Annotated in this window: 19 protein-coding genes; 10 read left to right on the top strand and 9 right to left on the bottom strand. The window is 32.5% G+C overall.

Translation table 11 applies throughout. The features are described from left to right. The 3 genes from OEA66_RS11760 to OEA66_RS11750 form a co-directional block, all read right to left on the bottom strand. The coding region (locus OEA66_RS11760) for a phage tail sheath family protein (protein WP_267281546.1) at positions 1-1,501 on the bottom strand (1,501 nt) is incomplete at its 3' end. 78 nt (positions 1,502-1,579) lie between these two features. Next, positions 1,580-3,307 carry a phage tail sheath family protein gene (locus OEA66_RS11755; RefSeq protein WP_267281545.1) on the bottom strand — a complete coding sequence of 576 codons (1,728 nt, stop codon included), beginning with the start codon at positions 3,305-3,307 and terminating at the stop codon, positions 1,580-1,582. 49 nt (positions 3,308-3,356) lie between these two features. Next, a complete protein-coding gene (locus tag OEA66_RS11750; protein ID WP_267281544.1) occupies positions 3,357-3,932 on the bottom strand; it encodes a contractile injection system cap protein in 576 nt (191 codons plus the stop codon). Between the two features lie 563 nt (positions 3,933-4,495). On the opposite strand from OEA66_RS11750, the gene OEA66_RS11745 reads away from it, so the two are divergent. The 7 genes from OEA66_RS11745 to OEA66_RS11715 all read left to right on the top strand — a co-directional run bounded on the left by OEA66_RS11745 (position 4,496) and on the right by OEA66_RS11715 (position 11,194). After that, positions 4,496-4,816 carry a hypothetical protein gene (locus tag OEA66_RS11745; protein ID WP_267281543.1) on the top strand — a complete coding sequence of 107 codons (321 nt, stop codon included), beginning with the start codon at positions 4,496-4,498 and terminating at the stop codon, positions 4,814-4,816. Between the two features lie 27 nt (positions 4,817-4,843). Next, positions 4,844-6,310 (top strand): contractile injection system tape measure protein, encoded by a 1,467-nt coding sequence (locus tag OEA66_RS11740; RefSeq protein ID WP_267281542.1) that lies wholly within the window; start codon positions 4,844-4,846, stop codon positions 6,308-6,310. A gap of 196 nt (positions 6,311-6,506) precedes the next feature. Then, positions 6,507-7,994 carry a hypothetical protein gene (locus OEA66_RS11735; protein WP_267281541.1) on the top strand — a complete coding sequence of 496 codons (1,488 nt, stop codon included), beginning with the start codon at positions 6,507-6,509 and terminating at the stop codon, positions 7,992-7,994. 264 nt (positions 7,995-8,258) lie between these two features. Then, positions 8,259-8,972, top strand: coding sequence for a hypothetical protein (locus OEA66_RS11730; RefSeq protein ID WP_267281540.1), 714 nt, complete (start codon positions 8,259-8,261; stop codon positions 8,970-8,972). Beyond that, positions 8,969-9,835: a hypothetical protein gene (locus tag OEA66_RS11725; protein WP_267281539.1), complete on the top strand. Its 867-nt coding sequence runs from the start codon at positions 8,969-8,971 to the stop codon at positions 9,833-9,835. The genes OEA66_RS11730 and OEA66_RS11725 overlap by 4 nt, the downstream gene beginning before the upstream one ends. A 530-nt stretch (positions 9,836-10,365) precedes the next feature. Then, the gene (locus OEA66_RS11720; RefSeq protein WP_267281538.1) at positions 10,366-10,815 is read left to right on the top strand and encodes a transposase; all 450 of its coding nucleotides are present in this window, start codon (positions 10,366-10,368) and stop codon (positions 10,813-10,815) included. 40 nt (positions 10,816-10,855) lie between these two features. After that, positions 10,856-11,194, top strand: a complete 339-nt coding sequence (locus tag OEA66_RS11715; RefSeq protein WP_267281537.1) for a helix-turn-helix domain-containing protein — start codon at positions 10,856-10,858, stop codon at positions 11,192-11,194. Positions 11,195-11,200: 6 nt separating this feature from the next. Here the strand turns inward: OEA66_RS11715 and OEA66_RS11710 are convergent, their stop codons facing one another. The 3 genes from OEA66_RS11710 to queG all read right to left on the bottom strand — a co-directional run bounded on the left by OEA66_RS11710 (position 11,201) and on the right by queG (position 13,851). Further along, complete coding sequence (locus OEA66_RS11710) at positions 11,201-11,854, bottom strand: murein L,D-transpeptidase catalytic domain-containing protein (RefSeq protein WP_267281536.1); 654 nt, start codon at positions 11,852-11,854, stop codon at positions 11,201-11,203. 3 nt (positions 11,855-11,857) lie between these two features. Next, positions 11,858-12,541 carry a TIGR02117 family protein gene (locus OEA66_RS11705; RefSeq protein ID WP_267281535.1) on the bottom strand — a complete coding sequence of 228 codons (684 nt, stop codon included), beginning with the start codon at positions 12,539-12,541 and terminating at the stop codon, positions 11,858-11,860. Positions 12,542-12,894: 353 nt separating this feature from the next. Beyond that, positions 12,895-13,851: a tRNA epoxyqueuosine(34) reductase QueG gene (gene queG, locus OEA66_RS11700; RefSeq protein WP_267281534.1), complete on the bottom strand. Its 957-nt coding sequence runs from the start codon at positions 13,849-13,851 to the stop codon at positions 12,895-12,897. A 121-nt stretch (positions 13,852-13,972) separates the two neighbouring features. Between queG and OEA66_RS11695 the strand changes: the two genes are divergently transcribed. Genes OEA66_RS11695 through OEA66_RS11685 form a run of 3 tightly spaced genes read left to right on the top strand, consistent with a single transcriptional unit; the run spans position 13,973 to position 16,172 of the window. After that, complete coding sequence (locus OEA66_RS11695) at positions 13,973-15,184, top strand: outer membrane beta-barrel protein (RefSeq protein WP_267281533.1); 1,212 nt, start codon at positions 13,973-13,975, stop codon at positions 15,182-15,184. 26 nt (positions 15,185-15,210) lie between these two features. Beyond that, on the top strand, positions 15,211-15,510 hold the full coding sequence (locus tag OEA66_RS11690; protein ID WP_267281532.1) for a rhodanese-like domain-containing protein: 300 nt from the start codon (positions 15,211-15,213) through the stop codon (positions 15,508-15,510). Between the two features lie 32 nt (positions 15,511-15,542). Beyond that, entirely contained in the window at positions 15,543-16,172 is a 630-nt protein-coding gene (locus OEA66_RS11685) for an HD domain-containing protein (protein ID WP_267281531.1), read from the top strand. A gap of 105 nt (positions 16,173-16,277) precedes the next feature. Here OEA66_RS11685 and OEA66_RS11680 read toward each other — a convergent pair whose 3' ends face one another. The 3 genes from OEA66_RS11680 to OEA66_RS11670 form a co-directional block, all read right to left on the bottom strand. After that, positions 16,278-17,057: an alpha/beta fold hydrolase gene (locus OEA66_RS11680; protein WP_267281530.1), complete on the bottom strand. Its 780-nt coding sequence runs from the start codon at positions 17,055-17,057 to the stop codon at positions 16,278-16,280. Between the two features lie 3 nt (positions 17,058-17,060). Then, positions 17,061-18,005 (bottom strand): NAD(P)H-dependent flavin oxidoreductase, encoded by a 945-nt coding sequence (locus tag OEA66_RS11675; protein WP_267281529.1) that lies wholly within the window; start codon positions 18,003-18,005, stop codon positions 17,061-17,063. Positions 18,006-18,139: 134 nt separating this feature from the next. Beyond that, positions 18,140-19,507, bottom strand: a complete 1,368-nt coding sequence (locus tag OEA66_RS11670; protein WP_267281528.1) for a peptidylprolyl isomerase — start codon at positions 19,505-19,507, stop codon at positions 18,140-18,142. Positions 19,508-19,570: the final 63 nt, after the last annotated feature.

The following is a 19,570-nucleotide window of genomic DNA, read 5'->3' as shown; positions in this document are numbered from 1 at the left end:
CGATATTCATTCTTCCTTCCAGAATATCCTGAGCAGACATTGTTTTATTTAAACCAACGCTTACATAATATGCCTCTTCAGGCTTACTTCCGGCCAATGCGCCGTCCTGCCATTGTTGGTTTAGGAAATTCTCGATCATTGTTTGCACACGGATCCATGTATTGGCAGTATTCGGTTCGAAAACGAAACGTTCTGTAGATTTTTTCACAGATTCTTCCACCATGTTGAAGAAACGACGTACCGAAATATATCTCCATTCGTTGCTGTTTCCGTCCAGTGTTCTTGCTCCCCAAACCCTTGTTCCTTTTCCGGTAAATGTTCTGATTGCGTTGATAGATTTCCCAGATGTTGGATCAACGTTAAGTGCATCCTGCTGTCTATCAGAAATTTTTTCGATTGGTGCTTCTACGAAATTCAAACCCAAATTAGCAGGTGATTTGAATACTCCGGAAGTACTGTCTACTTTAGCATAAACTCCCGCCATTGTTGATGACGGAGCCAATAAAACTTTTTTAGACTCCATTGCTTTTTTAGCCTGGTTGTACAATTCAGAGTTTTGTAACTTTAATTCTTTCAGATTTGTCACACCTGAAACACCCGTAACAAATACTCCAGCCTCGTCAAAATCATAGTTCAGAATAGTTTTTAATTTTGGATGATAAGCAGCTCCATATTTTAAACCGGTAGCAGCGACTTTATCTCTAAAAACAGCGTCAGTTCCAAGAACATCCATAATAACAAATCTGTCTTTCATTAATTCTGCCTGATCCAAAGCTTTGTTGTAAAGCTGATAAACAGTGGCAACAGAATCATCATCATTAGCATCAAAAACAATGTCGTAATAGCCAGATGCTGCTGTGGCAATTTCACCAGCTGTAGCCGCATCAGCCTGTGCGTCTGCCAAAGCTTGTTGAGCTTGTGCCAATTCTTCAGGTGTACCAGTTTCCTCCGCTTCATCCAATGCTTCCTGAGCGTCGACAACAGCGACTTGTGCTGCAGTAAATACTTGCTGAGCAGCAATTTTAGCGAGTTCTGCTGCATCGACATCATCATCAGTAGCCACTAAACCTTGAAGATCCGGGAAAACGATCAGTGTAGGCTCGTCTTCTTTCTTTAGTAATTCCAGACCAGCTTGTAATTCTTCAACTTTCACTGAGTTTTCCACATCATTTTCATCTTGAAATGTGTTTACAGAAACAATATAACAAGGACCTCCACCATTTGCAAAATACATCTGCATGGCATAGTACATCTTAAAATCGCTTACTTTAGGTTGTGTTGCTTTTGCCACGCCATCTTTAAAAGCTACAGCAAAAACTTCAGGATGTGCATTTCCAAAAAGCGTTTCATATTCCAACATCGAAGAGATTCTTGTTGGTTTCATTTGCTCTCCTTCTCCGGTATACCCTATAAAAGCAGGAATAGCTGTTTCAACTTGCGCTACGGAAGGCGGAAATTTTGCCAGTTCCTCCACATAGACTCCAGGGGTTTTGTAATTCATTTTTTTTAAAATTTTAAATTAATATTAATTATTCTTCGAAGTAAAAACCTCAAATATTCATTTGTGACTGATTGTATTTTATGATTGTTGCAATTTGTGTGAGAAATTTAATTTGATAAATTCTGCAGGTCGTACTAATGCTATTTCGATTTTTGCATTTAAAATATGATGATTATTTACATCCGTACTTCCGTCAACTTCTACTTTGTAGGCTTCTTTCGGAGTATTTCCTGCCAATGCACCTTCCATCCACTGTTGATTTAGAAAATTTTCCAACATTGTTTTTGCACGTAAATAGGTGGAAGGAATAGCAGGTTCATCAATAAATGTTTTGAGTGCGATGCTGATTGATTGTTCAATCATATTACAGTAACGGCGTACATGCACATATTTCCATTCATTATCTGTGAGATCTTCTTTTTTATCTTTCCCATCAATCGTTCTGGCTCCCCAAACCAATATTCCTTTCCCTGTAAAAGTTCGAATAGCATTGATCGATTTTCCTGAGCTATGTATATTTAGCTCTGATTGCTCTTCATCTGAAACTTTTTCCGTAGTAGCAACGACATCATTAAGGCTCACATTTGCAGGAGCTTTCCACACTCCTCTCGTACTGTCTATTCTGCCATATACGCCTGCTATCGCTGATGATGGTGGCAAAACAACTTTTAAAGATTTTATAGCTTCTTTGATTTTATTGTATAGTAAAGAATCAGATAATTGTAAGCTTTTAAATGTTAAACCATTTGCACTTCCCACCAAGTCCTGTACATTAAGAATTGCATTTTTTAGAGCATCAAACTCTCCCTTAAAAACAGGTGCATCTTTATCTAAATTCTCAGGTATCGCAAAGCCATCTATTGTCCCATTATGTATAGCATTCAAAACAAATTTTGCCTCATTGATTGCAAATACTAAATTTGCTTTTGCATCTATGGTTTGTCCTGCTGTATCATCAGCGGTTTCATTGATTTCTTCTGCAATGGCAATAGCTTGATCTAGTAAATCAGCAAGAACAGATGCATCTGCAGATTCGCTTAAGATTTCTTCACTTGCTAAAATTTTTAGTCCTTCTAAAGCATCAATCTTATGAGCATAAAAAGTAGCATTACTTTCTCCTTCTTGTTGTAAACCTTTATGAATGATAGGTGCTTCATCTTCATCAAAGCTATAATTTAAAATAGTTTTAAGGTGTGGAAAATAAGCTGCAGCCCTGCTTGTCGAATGTACGTCAGCTCTAAAATTGCCGATTGTATTAAAATTATTTGATATCGTTGTAGAATTTCCATGGTAGGTATCTAAAATGGCAAACCAATTTTTCGTTTCCAGCTTTTCTATTGTCTGATTATAGATATTGTAAAAGTCAGGCTCTGTTAACGATACAGCATCAGGAAAAACAATAAGAATGGGCTCATCGATTCCTTCAATCATATTGAGTCCCGCTTCATGCGAAGCTAATTGTACTCCTGCCGAAGTATAACTACCTACAGAAACAATATAACACGCACCTCCACCATTGGCAAAATATAACTGCAGTGAATAGTACATTAAAAACTTTGCTTCTGGCGCAATCAGTTTGACTCCTTTATCTTTTGTATCCTGTAATTGAATGATTTCTCTTTTTGCTTTGCCGAAATGCTTTTCATATTCTAAAAGAGAGCTTATTCTCAGTGGATTATCATAATCATCAGGCTGTAATTCTGTATATCCGATAAATACTGGTGTAGCTGTTTCTACTAGCTCAACTGAATAGGGAAGTCTGGTGATTTCTTCAACTGAAACGCCTGGCGTTTTTGGATTTGGCATGATTTGAAAATTTGAAAAAATGGTTATTAGTTTTTATTTTGTTTTATAGTTAATCGACTTTAATGCTCTTAATATGTACCTCATCGATTAATCCGATCTTAACAGGATCTTTTTCAGGCGCAATTTTTATTACACTGATTTTGTACAGTGCAGAAGGCATTACCTTTCCGCCCAATAATCCCCAAACGTAGCTTAATTGCTCAAAAGGAATAGGGTGCAACTCGATCCTGAACTTAAAGCTGGTTTCTGGTGTAGAACCATATTCCAGTACATTATTTACTTGAAATATCTCAATAACCTTAGAAATATTTATTAAAGCATTTGAATACCGGGCTCTGTTAGCAGAAATCATTACATACAGATTCAAATAAGCAGGGGCACTTTCCAGGTCATAGCGAACCGGGATATCACCTACTTTTACCTGATGATATCTTGGCGTGTTTTTCATTGTAGATTCTTCCTCAACACTCAGTAAGGTAATCACAACCTTATTATCAAGACCTGAAGTGTCATCTTCATGTTTTGCGATATCATCGACTACAGCAATTTCGCCATCCTGATCTTTTAAACCATTTTCTGAATCATTCAGCTTATTTTTTAAAATATTTAGTACATTATCAATCATAATTTCTGTTCTTTATTATGGTGCAAACATACAATCATGATTAATCAAAAGACAAATATTTTGAGTGGGCAAGTCTGTCTTTGCAGCAAACACTATTTTCACCAATCATTGATAAAAACACACGAACAACTAAACAAAATACTAAAAATCAAATCGTTATAAAAAACACTTCAGATTAAACTTTAAACAAAAAATAATTTATTCTCATTAAAGTGAAAATTAAACAAGCCTTTCGTAGTAAATCTTGTCACTAAAAAATTATTATTTACAGATGAAGACAGGTACTATTCAACGGATTTTTTTAGTGGATCTGAATGATTGTGCGAATCAATTCCTATTGAAAATGAATGAATTCAATAATTTGTTCTCTGAGATATTTGGTCTTAAACAAGACGTTTGTATAAGCAACTGGTTTTCTGATGAAAATTCTAAAAATTTGTAATCTGAATCATCAGTAAATGATTTTCTCTTTTACTGCAAAGACCGAACAGAACAGCCTTATAATTAGCAAAATGGATTTTCTTCTTCTAATTTTGACCCCATCATTTTAAAACTTTAATCATATGAATATTAAAAAAATTTTTGGGAAGCGCAATGAAATTATTGGTGGACATTTCAATGAATTACGTTCAAAATTGGGAGTGGAAAATCAGAACGATGAATATATTTTCTCCGTAAGAGTAGAAATCTGCAATCAATGTCCTTTGAAAAATGGTAATAATTGCAATGCAATGAAATGGATGAATCCCCAAACATTAGAAGTGGCAAATTCTCCTAAAGATAGCTTTATCAGAGGTTGTGGATGCAGATTGAGTGCAAAACAGAGATCAAAATTAAGTCTTTGTCCTGCAGGATTTTGGGGAGGAGAATTTGATCAGAAATAATAGTTTTTATAAATAAACCCATTTGATGTGAATCAGGAGTATACAATTCAGAAAGTTGTTGTTGAAATTACAGTGAACAACAAAGAAAAAGCATTTAGCATAAAAGATGATATTAACAGCTTTTTATCTATTGACGTTTTTCCGGAAATAGAAAAATACCTTAATGCTTTAGAATACCAATTAGATGACTATTCTCTACAGATTCCCAGATTGGAACTGAATCTGGATGTAAAAAGCAGCTCATTAAATACAGAACTAAAAGACAAAATCGCACAACTTTTTAAGGAAGAACTGTCTGAAATTACTAAGCCAATTGATAAGTCAGATTATGAAACAGAAAGGGACTCTAAAGTATATCTCATTCACCATCAGGAAAAAACAATTCAAACTTTTATCCATTTTTTAGAAAAGGGATATATGCCTTGGTGGAATTCGGATACAAATGGGATTGCTTTTTTGGAGTCATCGGTATTTAATACCTTGACTTTGAATAATAATTTTCAAAAAAGGATTAAATCTATTTTACCAAAAGAAAATGTTCGGGAACGTATCATCAATCAACTTTCCAATGAACAAATTGCACAATTATGTTTATCTCTTTTAAAAAACAGTGAATTAAAAATCAATTTAGAAACCGATATAATACAACACATCTCAAAACTGAATCATCCAGAAAGACAAATTGTTTGGCGTTTAGTGTTGAATGTAGTATCACAGCATTTAAACTCTTCAAATACTGATCTTAAAGAATATTTTTCACAACAAATAATTAAAGTAAAATCATTTTCAAATGATTTGTCAAAAGTAAAAGCCAGCTATCAGAAACTGAGAATTGTGGCTAAGATATTTCCATTAATTAAAGAAGAAAAAATTCCAGAAATTATCAAAAATACAGTCATTGATAATCCTGAAAATGCAAAAACTTCAACGGAAACAATTGATAAAAAGGATGAAAATTCAAATATTTTAAGCCATAAAGATGAAAATTCAAATCAAGACGATGGGCAATATATTCAAAATGCAGGGCTTATTTTGATACATCCATTCATCAAAACTCTTTTTGAATATTGCGATCTCCTACACCCAAAAACCCATCAACTTATTGATCCTGAGTCATGTGCTCATTTACTACATTACATCGCTACCGGGAAAACAAATGCTCCAGAATATGATATGACTTTTGAAAAATTCTTATGTAATATTCCGATAAATCAAACTATTAACAGACACATTAAACTTTCGCGGAAACATAAAACACAAGCCAAAAATGTTATAGAAAGTGTTCAGCACAACTGGAATCCAATGAAAAAATCATCTGTAGCATTATTACAAAACGAGTTTTTCCAACGTTCAGGCAAATTAGTTGCCTCCGACCATGATTACACTTTAACAGTAGAACGAAAAACACAAGATATTTTGCTTGATAAACTTGGTTGGGGAATTAGTATGATTAAATTGCCGTGGCAGGAAAAATTTATATTAGTAAACTGGTAATTAAACGTGTTTAAATACTCTCTACTTTTGTTGTAGTAGGAAGCTGTTTAATGATGATCACTTCGGTTACCGGTACAAAACCTCTGATTATTTCAGCGGTTTTTTCATTTATTTATAAAAAATCACACAAAAGTGCTATTGTTTTAAAGAGGCTTTATTTATTAATTTTAAACTATAAAATCTTAAAACCCAAACCATGAAACTATTTACAATCGGAGACAGCATTAGTCAGGGATTTATGTCTGGTGCTGCAGCAAAAACGGAGCTCTGCTACTCTACTCTTATTGCTCAGCAATTAGGAATTAAAAATTATCAATATCCGACATGGCCTGAAGAAGGAATGCCTGTAAATGTTGAGAAACTGTTTAGAAATTTAGAAGAAAAGTACGGTTCAAGTATAAGCACATTAGAATGGACATTAGCTTTAGCAACAACCATCCCATCTTATTTAGACACTGTCGAAAAATACTACGAAAGAGGTAATGGTGCAGCAGACAAACCTTATCCCGGTAAAACATCTCACTTTGATAATGTTTCTGTGAGAGGATTTAACGTTTCTGATGCATGGCTTATTAATGCCAAATACTGTAAAAAACAAATAAAAGAAAACAGCTCCGGAAATGGTGTTTTTTCTAGTGTGGATAATAGCTTTTTGAGAACAGCATTGCGCGTTTTAAATCCTCAACTTTCAAAAGAACATGATGAAAAAAGTCAGTTGGATTGGCTTAAATACCATTCTGATAAAGAAGGAGTGGAAAACGTTATCATTTGGTTGGGTTCTAATAACGCTTTGGGAACTATTGTAGATTTAAACATACATTTTACAGAAGGAAATGGTAAGGTTACCGATAGACCGAGTGATACTTTTATTAAAGATAGTAATGGAAAGGGAAAAGAAATAGCTTATAACCTTTGGCATCCAAAGGATTTTGAAGCAGATTATATTGAATTATTAGACAGAGTAGATAAAATTTTAGAGGGTAAAAACACTAAAGTATTTTTAGGAACGGTTCCCTTGGTGACGATAGCTCCATTAGCAAAAGGTGTTGGCGAAACTTTTACCGTAAAAATTGAAAATGAAACTGAGAAAGACAAATTTGATGATGTAATTTATTCAAAATACTATACCTATTTCCCATTTGAGGAAGATTTTGCTGTTAAAACAGGAATTAATTTGGGATATAATCAGGTAACTCATATCGACAGATGCATCCGTGAATACAATAAAACGATTAAACGATTGGCTGACGAAAGAAATAAAATAAATCCCGGAAGATATACCATTATAGATTACAGCAAAATACTCGACAGCATGGCATTTAAGAGAAATGGCGGAACTCCGACCTATAAATTTCCTGCATATTTTGATTTCCAATATCCTCTTCCCAACACAAAATATTATCACGCCGATACAGATGGAAACCTGAAACAAGGCGGAATTTTCTCTTTAGACGGCGTTCATCCAACTGCAATTGCACATGGTTTGATTGCACACGAAACTCTAAAAATCATGAAAGATTTAAACGTTCCGGATGCAGATCCTGATAAATTAAATTGGAAGAAAATCATAGAATCAGACACGCTTTATACCAAGCCAATTTCTTTAATGCATGAAATCTACGATAATAAAAAACTTGCAGAATGGCTCATGGATATTTTAAAGAAAATAAGAAAGCATAAATAAAAACTAATAACCATTGATATTACGAAGCCTCTGAGATTAATAATTTCAGGGTTTTTTTTATTATTATTAACCCAACTAACGTTGAATACTTTTCAAGGAGTCTTTTTAAATTTTTAAATAACTATGGAATTAAATAGTAAGAACCATTAAAAATCAATATTAGATTCTATTTTTTGATTGATTTGAACAACTTTATTCTCCTAATTATAAATTTATTTGTAAATTATTGTCCGATAAAAATGATTAACTGTCAACTTTCGAGACATGAGTGTATTCACTTACCACTTGGTAAAAACATCTTATTTTTCAGCTTTAAAAGCGATTTTATTCCCACTTAATCCGAAAAAAATTAAGGGTTTAGTTCATGCAGAATGCATGACTGTGATGACGCTGGGTTCATCTGTCTTCTCACCTTCCCGAATGCTGATTCGGCAGATTGCAGTATTTGCACAATGGGAAAACGAGGCGGTAATCGACCGGTTTTTAGATAAAAACAGTTTCGGTAAAATCTTAGCAAAAGGTTGGCATGTGAGATTAAACTACTTGAGACAATGGGGAAAAATATCCGGATTTGTAATTCCTGAGGAAACTTTAGAAATAGATCCACCGGAGTCTCCTGTTGTAGCGGTTACCATTGCCCGAATGAAGCTTCCCGAAGTTCCGAGATTCATCCGTTGGGGAAGACCTGTAGAAAAACTGGTGCGAGATCATCCCGGAACAACATTATCTTTAGCTTCCATCAGACTTCCTCAGACAGTTTCTACCTTTTCTGTATGGAAAAATCAGAAAGAAATGACTGATATGGTTCGTGGTCACAGTGCTGTACCCAACTCAAAAAAACATGCCGAAGCAATGAAAGAAAGAGACAGGAAAGATTTTCATTTTGAATTTACTACGCTGCGTTTCAAACCAATTTCTGAATCTGGAAATTGGAACGGAGAAAAGAATTTCACCATCAATCCCAAAGTCGCTCCATGAGATTTGCATATCCAATGCAGAAAATTCAGGATTGGTTGACTCAGCAATGGGTTATTTTACGGGGAAGAAGAATTAATCCCGATGAATTCCCATGGCTGACCGGACCTTTTGGATTGCTAGATTCCATCGGGAAAGATTTCATTGAAAAGTTTGCTGAAAGTGAAAATCTTATCATTGATTATCATACGGCTTCGCAAGGCTTAATTCCTTCCATGAAACTGCTTAATCTATCAGAAGCTGAATTTTCTAAGCTCTCGAAGCAAGTTATCTCATTTTATGAAAATACTGCTGATTATCATTTGGATTTTTCTGTAAAATGGAATCCGTTTTTCAAAATTTTCGGTGTATTAATAACGAAATTATTCAGTGTAAGAATTAATCAACTTAATATTCCTACCGAGAACATCAAAGACACAGAATCTTTGGAAAGCGAAATCATCACCCTCATTGATCCCGATTCTAAAAAAATAAAATATACCATTTGGTACAGATCTATAAAATCAAGCGGACAGGTTGTCTATTCAGGAATTTATGGAGTATGTACTTTACCATCGGGACACACCTGTGTAAAAGCCGTTTTCCCGTTACCCAACGGAAATGCAACCGTTATCATGTCACCGTCTATTGGTAAAAACGGTGAGTTGATATTAGATTCATCAGGAAAGAAATTTGGGGATGCCGGATTTTATTTTCTTCTAAAAGATTCTAAAGGTGATTACTGGTCGCAATTCATTAAGTCTTTTAAAGACAAATTAATTATCGGCGAAAAAGAAGATGGTATTTTGGCAGAACAAACACTGACACTATGGAATAAAATGGTTTTGAAATTCAACTATAAAATTAACTTAAAAAGTAAATTTTAAAGAATTCTTTCACTCTTTTGTAAGAAAAACGTAATATTTGTAAGAAAAATGATAGCTTTAATGATTGATTGATAACACAATTTATTCGGGAGTTGCTAATTTTTGAATGATATTAAAATAATTATAAAAATACATATTGGTAAAATAAACATTATTGATGGAATGATTTCCAAATTAATGATACAGATCCTAAGTTTATTAAACCAGAAGATAAATATTAAAACCCGTCTTGTCAAAGCAAATTATACTTCGGCATGGCGTAATAGGTTTCAACAAAACAAAAAAAAATAATTTGAGAAATATTTAACATAATTTAAATTTTGTAGGCACAGTATATGATTATAGTCATAAATATTTTGCTCAAAAAAGAAAAACCAAAGACAAATCTTTCATCGTAGATAATGTTGTTTTACCCTTTTTTAAAGTAATCATTTCACTTTTACGTGTATTGGTAGGGATATAAAAAACATCTGAAATGATTCACAAAATATTACAAAACAACCAATTATAACAATGAAATTTAACCATTCATGGACTTTAAAAATATACACATCGGTAAGATGGTAGAAAAAAGAGTAAAAGAAACGAATACTGACGGAACAAGAATCTGCAAATTTTTGAAATGCACAGATGAAGAAATCAAACAAATGTATGCTTCAAGAAGTATAGAAACGGAAATTCTTTTAAAATGGAGCAAACTTTTAGAATATGATTTTTTCAGAATATATTCTCAGCATTTGTTGCTTTATACATCTTCACACAAAGAAAAAAACTCACCTAAAACTAAAGACATATCCACAACACTTCCCGAGTTTCGAAAAAATATTTATACCAAAGAAATCATTGAATTTATATTAGAATTGGTGAAATCAGGTGAGAAAACTAGACAAGATATTATAGATACTTATCATATCCCAAAAACCACTCTTTATAAATGGTTCTCAAAATACAACTCTGAGCAAAACGGATCAGAAGATTAATTTTAATAAATCAATATTCAATAAAAAAATAAAAATCACTGTGCAAGAACTAAGACCTAACTATAAGAAAATCTTCGAGGATATTATAATAAAAAAATGCCCTGAACGTTTGGCTGAATTTAACTATTATTTCCAAAAAGAAAATCTTACCATCATGGATGTAATAGATTTAAATGACAAAATATTCGGTCTCACAGATAAAGATACGCTCAATTTTAATCAACAACACAAATCTTACGACCGCGAGACAATTTTGCAGATTTTAGCATATCAAGACAAGGAAAAACTAAATAATATTCAGTTGGCAAATCATTTTAATCTAAGTAGAAATACGGTAGCTAAATGGCGAAAACTGTATATAAAAAGTATGAGTACCTGATTAATTTTATTGATAAATCCACATCAAAACAGGTTTTTGAGAATTTTGAATCATGGGATCTATTGTTCTCATAGCATTGTTGGAAATTGTAGGACAACCCCATCCTTCCGGAGAACCTTTAGGGAAAACTTCCTCATCACTCATCAAATTCCAGGAATGAAAAACAATGAATCTTTTCAACGCATTATTGTTTGATTTTTCCATTCCATGCATGAGATATTTTACATGAATTCCCCAATCACTGTGACCTCTCCCAGATAATTTATATTTTCCTAAAGATGAAAGATGACTTCCGTCTTCATTACTGAATGTAGGATTATCTTTGGACTCGTTACTACTCCAAGAATTGTTTCCGCAACCGTGACCAACCAAATATTTACCCATAATTTTCTCTTCTTTGAAATTCCAGACCACCAAACGGTTAACTCCAGAATGCAGACTCATATCAATTAAAATACAAAAATCTGTATTTAATTTATTGTCTTTGCTAAATTGTAGTGCTTCAACTGCTTTCTCTTTTGTTTTATTTAAATCTAAAACTGGCTTTTCTTCTTCTTTTACAATTGCATTTTGCGTTAAAACATTTTGTGCTTTAACAGGAAATTCTTTCTGACAGGAAAGAAAAATCATCATGATAAAGAGTGTTGAGAAAAGTTTCATAAACTATTTATAATGTAAGAAAATTCCATAGTCTGAAGGAGTCCAAAGTGCAGCTTTTTGTCCTGCAGATTTTAAGGCATCATTCGCCCAGGTGTTGCAGGTATTTAAAAAACTATATTTTCCCTGTGCATCATAAAATGCATCATTATCACTGTAAACTGCTTTTGTTGGGATTAAAACATAATTTCCATTAGCATCTTTATCAAATTTTTTATCTATAAATTTCACCAATTCCTTATACTGACTTTTGCTGATCATCATCATTTTACAATCATCTGCGACAGTCATTTTATTGTAATACGAACAGTGCATTGCAGAATCGCTCAACCAAAAAGCTGCATTAAAAGCAGTAGAAAACTTCAAATCTGCCCAGGTTGGTGTATCAAGATAAAAACCTTTGTCGCCCCACCCGATTCCTATATATTGATAATCGTTTTTTTTAGATTTTGTATTGGCAAAAGGAATTTTTGTGCTCCAATCGTGAAAATCGTTTTTTACAGGCATCACAATATCGGTGTGAACACCATTCGTATAAATATAAATCGGAATTTCTTTTTTCTCACCGTCCTCTTTCGCCGAAACTTCAATAAATGGTAGCAAATAGCCCAAAAGAGCATATACAACAATAATTCCGAGGATAATTCCCAAAGTTTTTAGAAAGTAAATAAAGACTATTTTCACACTCATGTTTAAATATTGAAGTTTAATAAAAATTAATTTTAAATTTTTCCTAAAAGTATTTATTTTAATTTAAATTTTAACTAAATTTAGATATCAAACATTCACAAATATGCACAAAAACACGAAATCCCAGAAGAGATTTAAAATAAGAGTAAAAATAGCTCCAAAAAGAGTACAAAAAAAACGTTGATTTTCTTAGAGATTTTATCTTTTTGAAAGTCATTTTTTCTTTTATAGAAAGGACTTTTTAAATTTTTATTGAATAAAATCCAATCGTTTCTTTAAAACTTAAAGTTTTAAGGATAACAGATTAACCGCTCTTGTTTTCCGGAAATAAAATTCCGGAATGCAATTTTACCCTATAATATTTCAGAATTTTTGTCTGAAGACTGGTTCAAAAATTCAATATTTCTTTTCAAACCTGCAAATTTCGTCCGTTTCACAGGAGATTTTCGGAATATTTCCGAGAACAATTCCTGAGTCAATTCCTTCCACTCTCCTTTTTTGAAATTTTTTAAAAAATCATTTGGTTTAAATCTACTTTGCAAATTCGGTGCAGAAAAACGATTCCACGGACAAACATCCTGACAAATATCGCAGCCAAAGATCCAGTTTTCCATTCTATTTTTAAAATAATCGGGAATTTCAGATTTCAACTCTATCGTGGCGTAAGAAATACATTTGCTGCCGTCAACAATTTTTTCCGAAACAATAGCATCAGTCGGACAAGCATCAATACATTTTCTGCAACTTCCGCAGTGATCCGTCGTTTCACTGTCTGAAATTAATTCCAGATCACAAATAATTTCAGCTAAAAAATAGAAAGAACCATTTTGTTTGGTTATCAGATTTGCATTTTTCCCAACCCAACCAATTCCAGATTTTTTTGCCCAACTTCTTTCCATAATTGGTGCCGAATCAACGAAAACTCTAAAACTAAACTCACCAATTTCAAGTTGTAAATCAGAAACCATTTCACGGAGAATCTCTTTTACAACTTCATGATAATCTTCAGCATAGGCATATTTTGAAATTTTAAAATTCTCCAATGCTGAAATTTTTTCTTCCGGAAAATAGTTGTAAGAAAGCGAAATTACCGATTTCGAACCTTCCACCAAAAGTCTAGGATCCAGTCTTTTATCGAAATGATTCTCCATGTATTTCATTTCTCCATGATAATTATTTTTCAACCATTTTTCGAGATGTCTTGCATCTTCTTCCAAAAAATCTGCATTTGAAATTCCACAATTTTGAAACCCAAAACTTTTAGCTTTAGACTTGATTAATTGTGAATATTTTTCGGCTGTAGAATTCATATTTTCGCATTGCAAAATTAGATTTAATTTTATTAATAAATTATTCTTATGAATTGTAAAAAACTAATTTAAATATTATAGAAAAATTATATATTTTAGCAACTTAAAAAAAACTGTAATTATGAAAAAAATAATCTCATTTATTCTTTTATCTATTTCTGGAATTTATTTTTCGCAAACTAAATTTGAACTTGGATATATTGTAAATGAATCGGGTGAAAAACAAACTGTATATATTAAAAACTCTGACTGGATGAATAATCCTAAAGAATTCGATTACAAGACAATAGAATCTAGTGAAATTCTAAAAGGTAATCTTAAAAATATTATTGAATTTGCTATAGGAACTAATATATACGTTAAAAAAAGCGTTGATATTGATATGTCTTCTGAAAATTTTGATTTCCTATCTGAAACTGAAAAACCAATATTTCATACTGAAACTCTTTTTTTAAAAAAAATGATATCTGGTAAGGCTAGTCTATATTCATATAAAGAAAAAAACCTGACTAGATATTTCTATAGTATAGATGGTTCGCATCCTCTTCAATTGATATATAAAGCTTATAAGTATGATAATTCTTCTCTTGCTTACAATACTGAATTCAAAAATCAAATTAAGAATGATATAAATTGTAATTTATCCAATAATGAGATTAATTCACTTAAATATCAAAACAAAGATTTAGAAAAAATTTTTATAAAATTTAATCAATGCAATGATAGTTCGTACATTGATGATATTAAAAAGAAGACTGAAAGAGACTGGTTTAAAATAGCTATAAGATCAGGAATCAATCAAAATAAATTTTCTTTAAGTAGCAACAATCGCAAAGATATGAGTGATCAATTTGATTCTAAGGCCAGCTTTAGAATTGGTCTAGAATTAGAATTTATTCTTCCATACAATAATGGTCGTTGGAGAATAATTGCTGAACCAAATTTTAGTTCTTACAAAACTGAAAAAACGACAGAATCTCCTAGAATATATGCTCCCTCAGTTTTTGAAAAAAGGACAGTTGAATATAGTGGTTTCCAACTTCCTGTTGGACTAAGATATTATTTACCTTTAAATACCAAATCTCAACTATTTACTAATATCTCTTATACAATTCCAATTTCAGGAAAAACAGAAATCAACTATGAATTTAATACTGATTTATACTCCCAAAGAACTGAACAAAAATTCGAATTTGGAATTGGATATCAATATATAAATAATTTCAGTGCTGAAATAAGACTACATAGCAACCAAGATTTGATTCCTAGAGAAGCTGATTTTAGTTCTAAATTGCAAACATTCTCATTTATCTTAGGATATACTCTTTTTTAAAATAAAAATAAAAATAAATTACTATTATGTCATTAGCAGATGTATTACAATCAGGAAACTATGAATTAATCGACGTTCGTGAGCCAATGGAGCTTGAAATGGACGGAAATATAGAAGGCGCTAAAAACATTCCTCTGGGAGAAGTTGAGGATAGACAAGATGAGATTTTATCTATTGAAAAGCCTGTAATTTTGTTCTGCAGAAGCGGGAACAGAAGCGGAAAAGCATTAGAATATCTAAACTCTCAAGGCCTAAAAGACGGTTACAACGGCGGCGGTTGGGCTGAATTGAAAGCACATTTAGAAGCAAATAAGGGAACTTTTTAAGTTCCTTTTTTTATTTAAATAAATTTCACATCATGATTTTGAAAGAAAAATTTGAAAAGATTTGTCTTAATTCCACAAATGATTCGAACTTGATTGAAAAATTATGGTTTGAAATTGAGAAAAAATATTCAGCGAAAAGCAGACATTATCATAATCTTCAGCATTTAGAAAATATGTTTAGAGAAATTGAGAATGTAAAAGATAAGATTGAAAACGTCAATATTATTTCTTATTCTATTTTTTATCATGATGTAATTTACGATGTAACTTCAAAATCAAATGAAGAAAAAAGTGCTGAAGTTTCAAAGGAAAAACTTGAACTTTTAGATCTAAATAGCGAAGAGATTCTCAAAGTTTACGAGCAAATTTTAGCCACAAAATCTCACAAAAAATCTGATGATGAAGACACCAATTTCCTTTTGGATGCAGATTTATCAATCCTTGGAAAAGGCTATGAAGATTATTTAGAATATATAAAACAGATACGAAAAGAATATTCAATTTATCCTGATTTTCTTTATAAACCAGGAAGGAAAAAAGTTTTAGAGCATTTTTTGGAATTAGAAAGCATTTTTAAAACTGGATATTTTAAAGATAAATATGAAGTTCAGGCGAGGAAAAATATTGAAATGGAGTTGATAGTTTTGGGGATTAAAAATTGAGCAGCCTAAATTGATTTTGTTTATTTTTTTATTTTGAAAAAGTATTTAACTACCCCGTCATAATTTTCTAAGAAAATTATTCCACCCGTCCAGAAGAGGGAATTTTTATATTGAACTTATTATTGAATTGATAAATTCAATCGACTTATTCAAAACAATTTCCGGAGAGTCTTTGTGTGGTGTATGTCCTACATTTGGAATGATAAATTTCTCGGCATCTCCACCTACTTGAGAGACCGTTTTTTCAACCTGATTCAGGCTTCCGTACTCATCATTTTCACCTTGGATAAACAAAAGTGGGCTTGTAATATTTTTTAGCAGATATTCAACATTCCAGGTTCTGAATTTTTCACTGAGCCATATTTCTGTCCATGCTTTTACAATCATATCCACTTTATCACCGTGATATTTTTTCAACCGTTCGGGAAGGTTTGTTGTATTGTAAGTATTGAAAGCCTCTTTCACTCCTTTTATGGTAATCTCTTCAACGAAAATATGTCCAGCTTCGCAAATGACAGCTTTTATTTTTTCAGAATATTTTGCAGCGGCAATCGAAGCGATTGTTCCTCCGTCGCTGTGTCCGAAAAGAATAGTTTCGTTGATATTTAATTCAGAAAGCAAATCGTTTAAAACATCTGCTTCTAATTCCATATAATTGTTTTCTCTTTCATGAGTCGTCATCGGAAATGATTTCCCGTAACCTAAACGATCATATAACAAAACATTGCATTGAGTCGCTTCAGCCAATTTTTCAGGAAAATCCCGCCAAAGCTGAATAGAACCTAAAGAATCGTGCAGAAAGACGATTGTTGGTTTGTTTTTTAAAGAGTTATTAAATTTTACAAATAAGTTTTTGCCTTTTACATCAATTACCTCTTCAATCATTATTTATAAAGTTGAATTATTTGTTTGGTTAAATTCTTTTAGAAGGTTTTCAAAGACTTTTTCTACGGGTAAAACTTCATTGATCAAAGCAGAAACCTGACCTATTTCTAGTTCGCCATTTTCCATATCGCCTTCAAACATTCCTTTTTTTGCTCTTGCTCTGCCTAATGAAGCGACCAAAGCTTCGGTATTTCTTCCTACGTTATAGATTTCCTCCAACTCGTTGAAAAACTTATTTTTAACCATTCTTACGGGCGCCAATTCTTTCAAAGTAAGATGAGTATCACCTTCATTGAGCTCCGTGATTTTCTTTTTCCAGTTTTCATGAGCACTTGCTTCTATGGTTGCTGCAAAACGACTTCCAATCTGAACTCCATCTGCACCCAAAATCATGGCAGCTTTCATTTGAGAGCCCAAAGCAATTCCTCCTGCAGCAATTAATGGTTTAGAAATATGCTTTTTAACATTCGGAATCAGGCATAAAGTTGTTGTTTCATCTCTTCCGTTGTGACCTCCCGCTTCAAAACCTTCAGCGACAATCGCATCAACTCCGGCATCTTCACATTTTACAGCAAACTTGGTTGAAGAAACTACGTGAGCGACTTTTATACCTTCTTTCTGAAGCGTTTCTGTATAATTTTTAGGATTTCCGGCAGAAGTAAAAACAATCTTTACTCCTTCCTCTAAAATAATTTGAATAATTTCATCTAAATTAGGATAGAGCAATGCCACATTTACACCAAAAGGTTTATCAGTAGCCTTCTTACACTTCTGAATATTTTCACGTAAAATATCGGGATACATACTTGCTGAACCAATTAATCCTAATCCACCACAGTTTGAAACTGCAGAAGCCAATTTCCAACCGGAATGCCAAATCATTCCAGCTTGAATAATAGGATACTTAATATTGAAAAGCTCTGTTATTTTATTCCTGCTTTCATTCATTTGATGAAGTTTTTTAGCGGAGTTGAAATCTATAAAATTACTCATAAGGTAAAAATACTAAAAACATAGATTCTATGATACATCTCTTAACTATTTTCACAAAAAAAACCTCCAGAAATTCTGAAGGTTTTTTTTTATTTTCTAAGAGATTCTTTTTTCCAGTTCCCTTTAAAATTACAGTTGTCATAGCGACCGTCAATAGAAATAAATGTGGTTGGAAGTTTTGAATTAACAAATTTCTCAATCATTTCACCTTTTCTTTTATTCAGCGCCATCTGCTTTATTCTGTCGTAATCGGTTTCAAGAGTAATTTGGTGTGATGGAATTACATCTTCGATTTTGATGATTTTAATAACTTTTCTTTTTCTTTCGTCTTCATCATCAAAAGCTGTTGTAATATCATTTTTATTTAAACCAGCAAGCTCATAGCTGATAACTCCCGGAATGCTTTCTCTTTCAATTTTATTAGAACCATCACCTCCAGGAATTACGCCCGCATTGAATTTAGTTCTTTTGTCGTCAGAATATTTAAAAGCAGCATCTTTAAACGTAATTTTTTCAGCTAAAATTAAACCTCTGATACTGTCTAATTTCTTTTTGGCTGTAGTAATCTCTTCTGCTGTAGGAGTTGCCGTTAAAAGAATATGTCTCGCATCATAAGCTTTACCCGATTTTTTAACCAACTGAATGATATGATAACCAAACTCAGACTCAACAGGATCTGAAATTTCACCTTCCTGAAGATTCAATGCTGCAGCTTCGAAAGGCTTTACCATTTGTCCTTTAAAGATATTTTTCATCAAACCACCATTTGGAGCTGTTCCCGGATCTTCAGAATAAATTCTTGCCTGACTTTCAAAACTTTCACCTCCTGCAATATCAGCTTTGATTTTCTTTAATTTCCCAATTAATTCGTCTTTGTGAGCTTCAGTTAATTTAGGATGAATCATAATTTGAGAAAGAGAAACTTCATCTTTTATTTCAGGTAACTGAGATTTGTACATATTGAAAAAATCGGTTACTTCGTTTGGCGTGACATCGGCTTTTTCTGTAATTCTCTGGTATTTTGCCTGCCCGTAATATTGATCCGTATCAATTCTTTCGATGGCATTTTTCATCTCATATTGATTTCTGAATTTATATGCAGCAAGCATTGTTTTTTCATCCGGAAACTGGGAAAGCAAATTGTTGTATTTTGCATTTGCCTGATCTTTAATTGCTGCAGAACGGTTTTCAATTAACGTATCTCTTTTTGCTTCGTAAACAAGAAGTTTATTATTAACCAGATTTTCCAAAAACTCACATCTGTCAGTTGTTGAAGCACCTTGCTGTTTTCCGTAATTCATCTGCTCTTCAACATCAGATTCCAAAACGATTTCATCACCAATTACCGCCGCAATACCGTCTATCAACTGTCCTTTCTTCAATTGAGCATTCATATTCCCTGAGAACAACATCGTGAAGACTCCAAGAAGGAAAGTGATTTTTAGTTTATTTATCATTATACTATTTTAAAACAAGTTGCAAATTTAGAATTCTTAATGAATTGCACTCAATTTTTTATT

It is taken from the genome of Chryseobacterium luquanense, assembly GCF_026460945.1.
In the GTDB taxonomy this organism is placed as follows: Bacteria; Bacteroidota; Bacteroidia; order Flavobacteriales; family Weeksellaceae; genus Chryseobacterium; species Chryseobacterium luquanense.
Note: the sequence above shows the minus strand (reverse complement) of the source record. Positions and strands in the feature narration are given on the sequence as shown.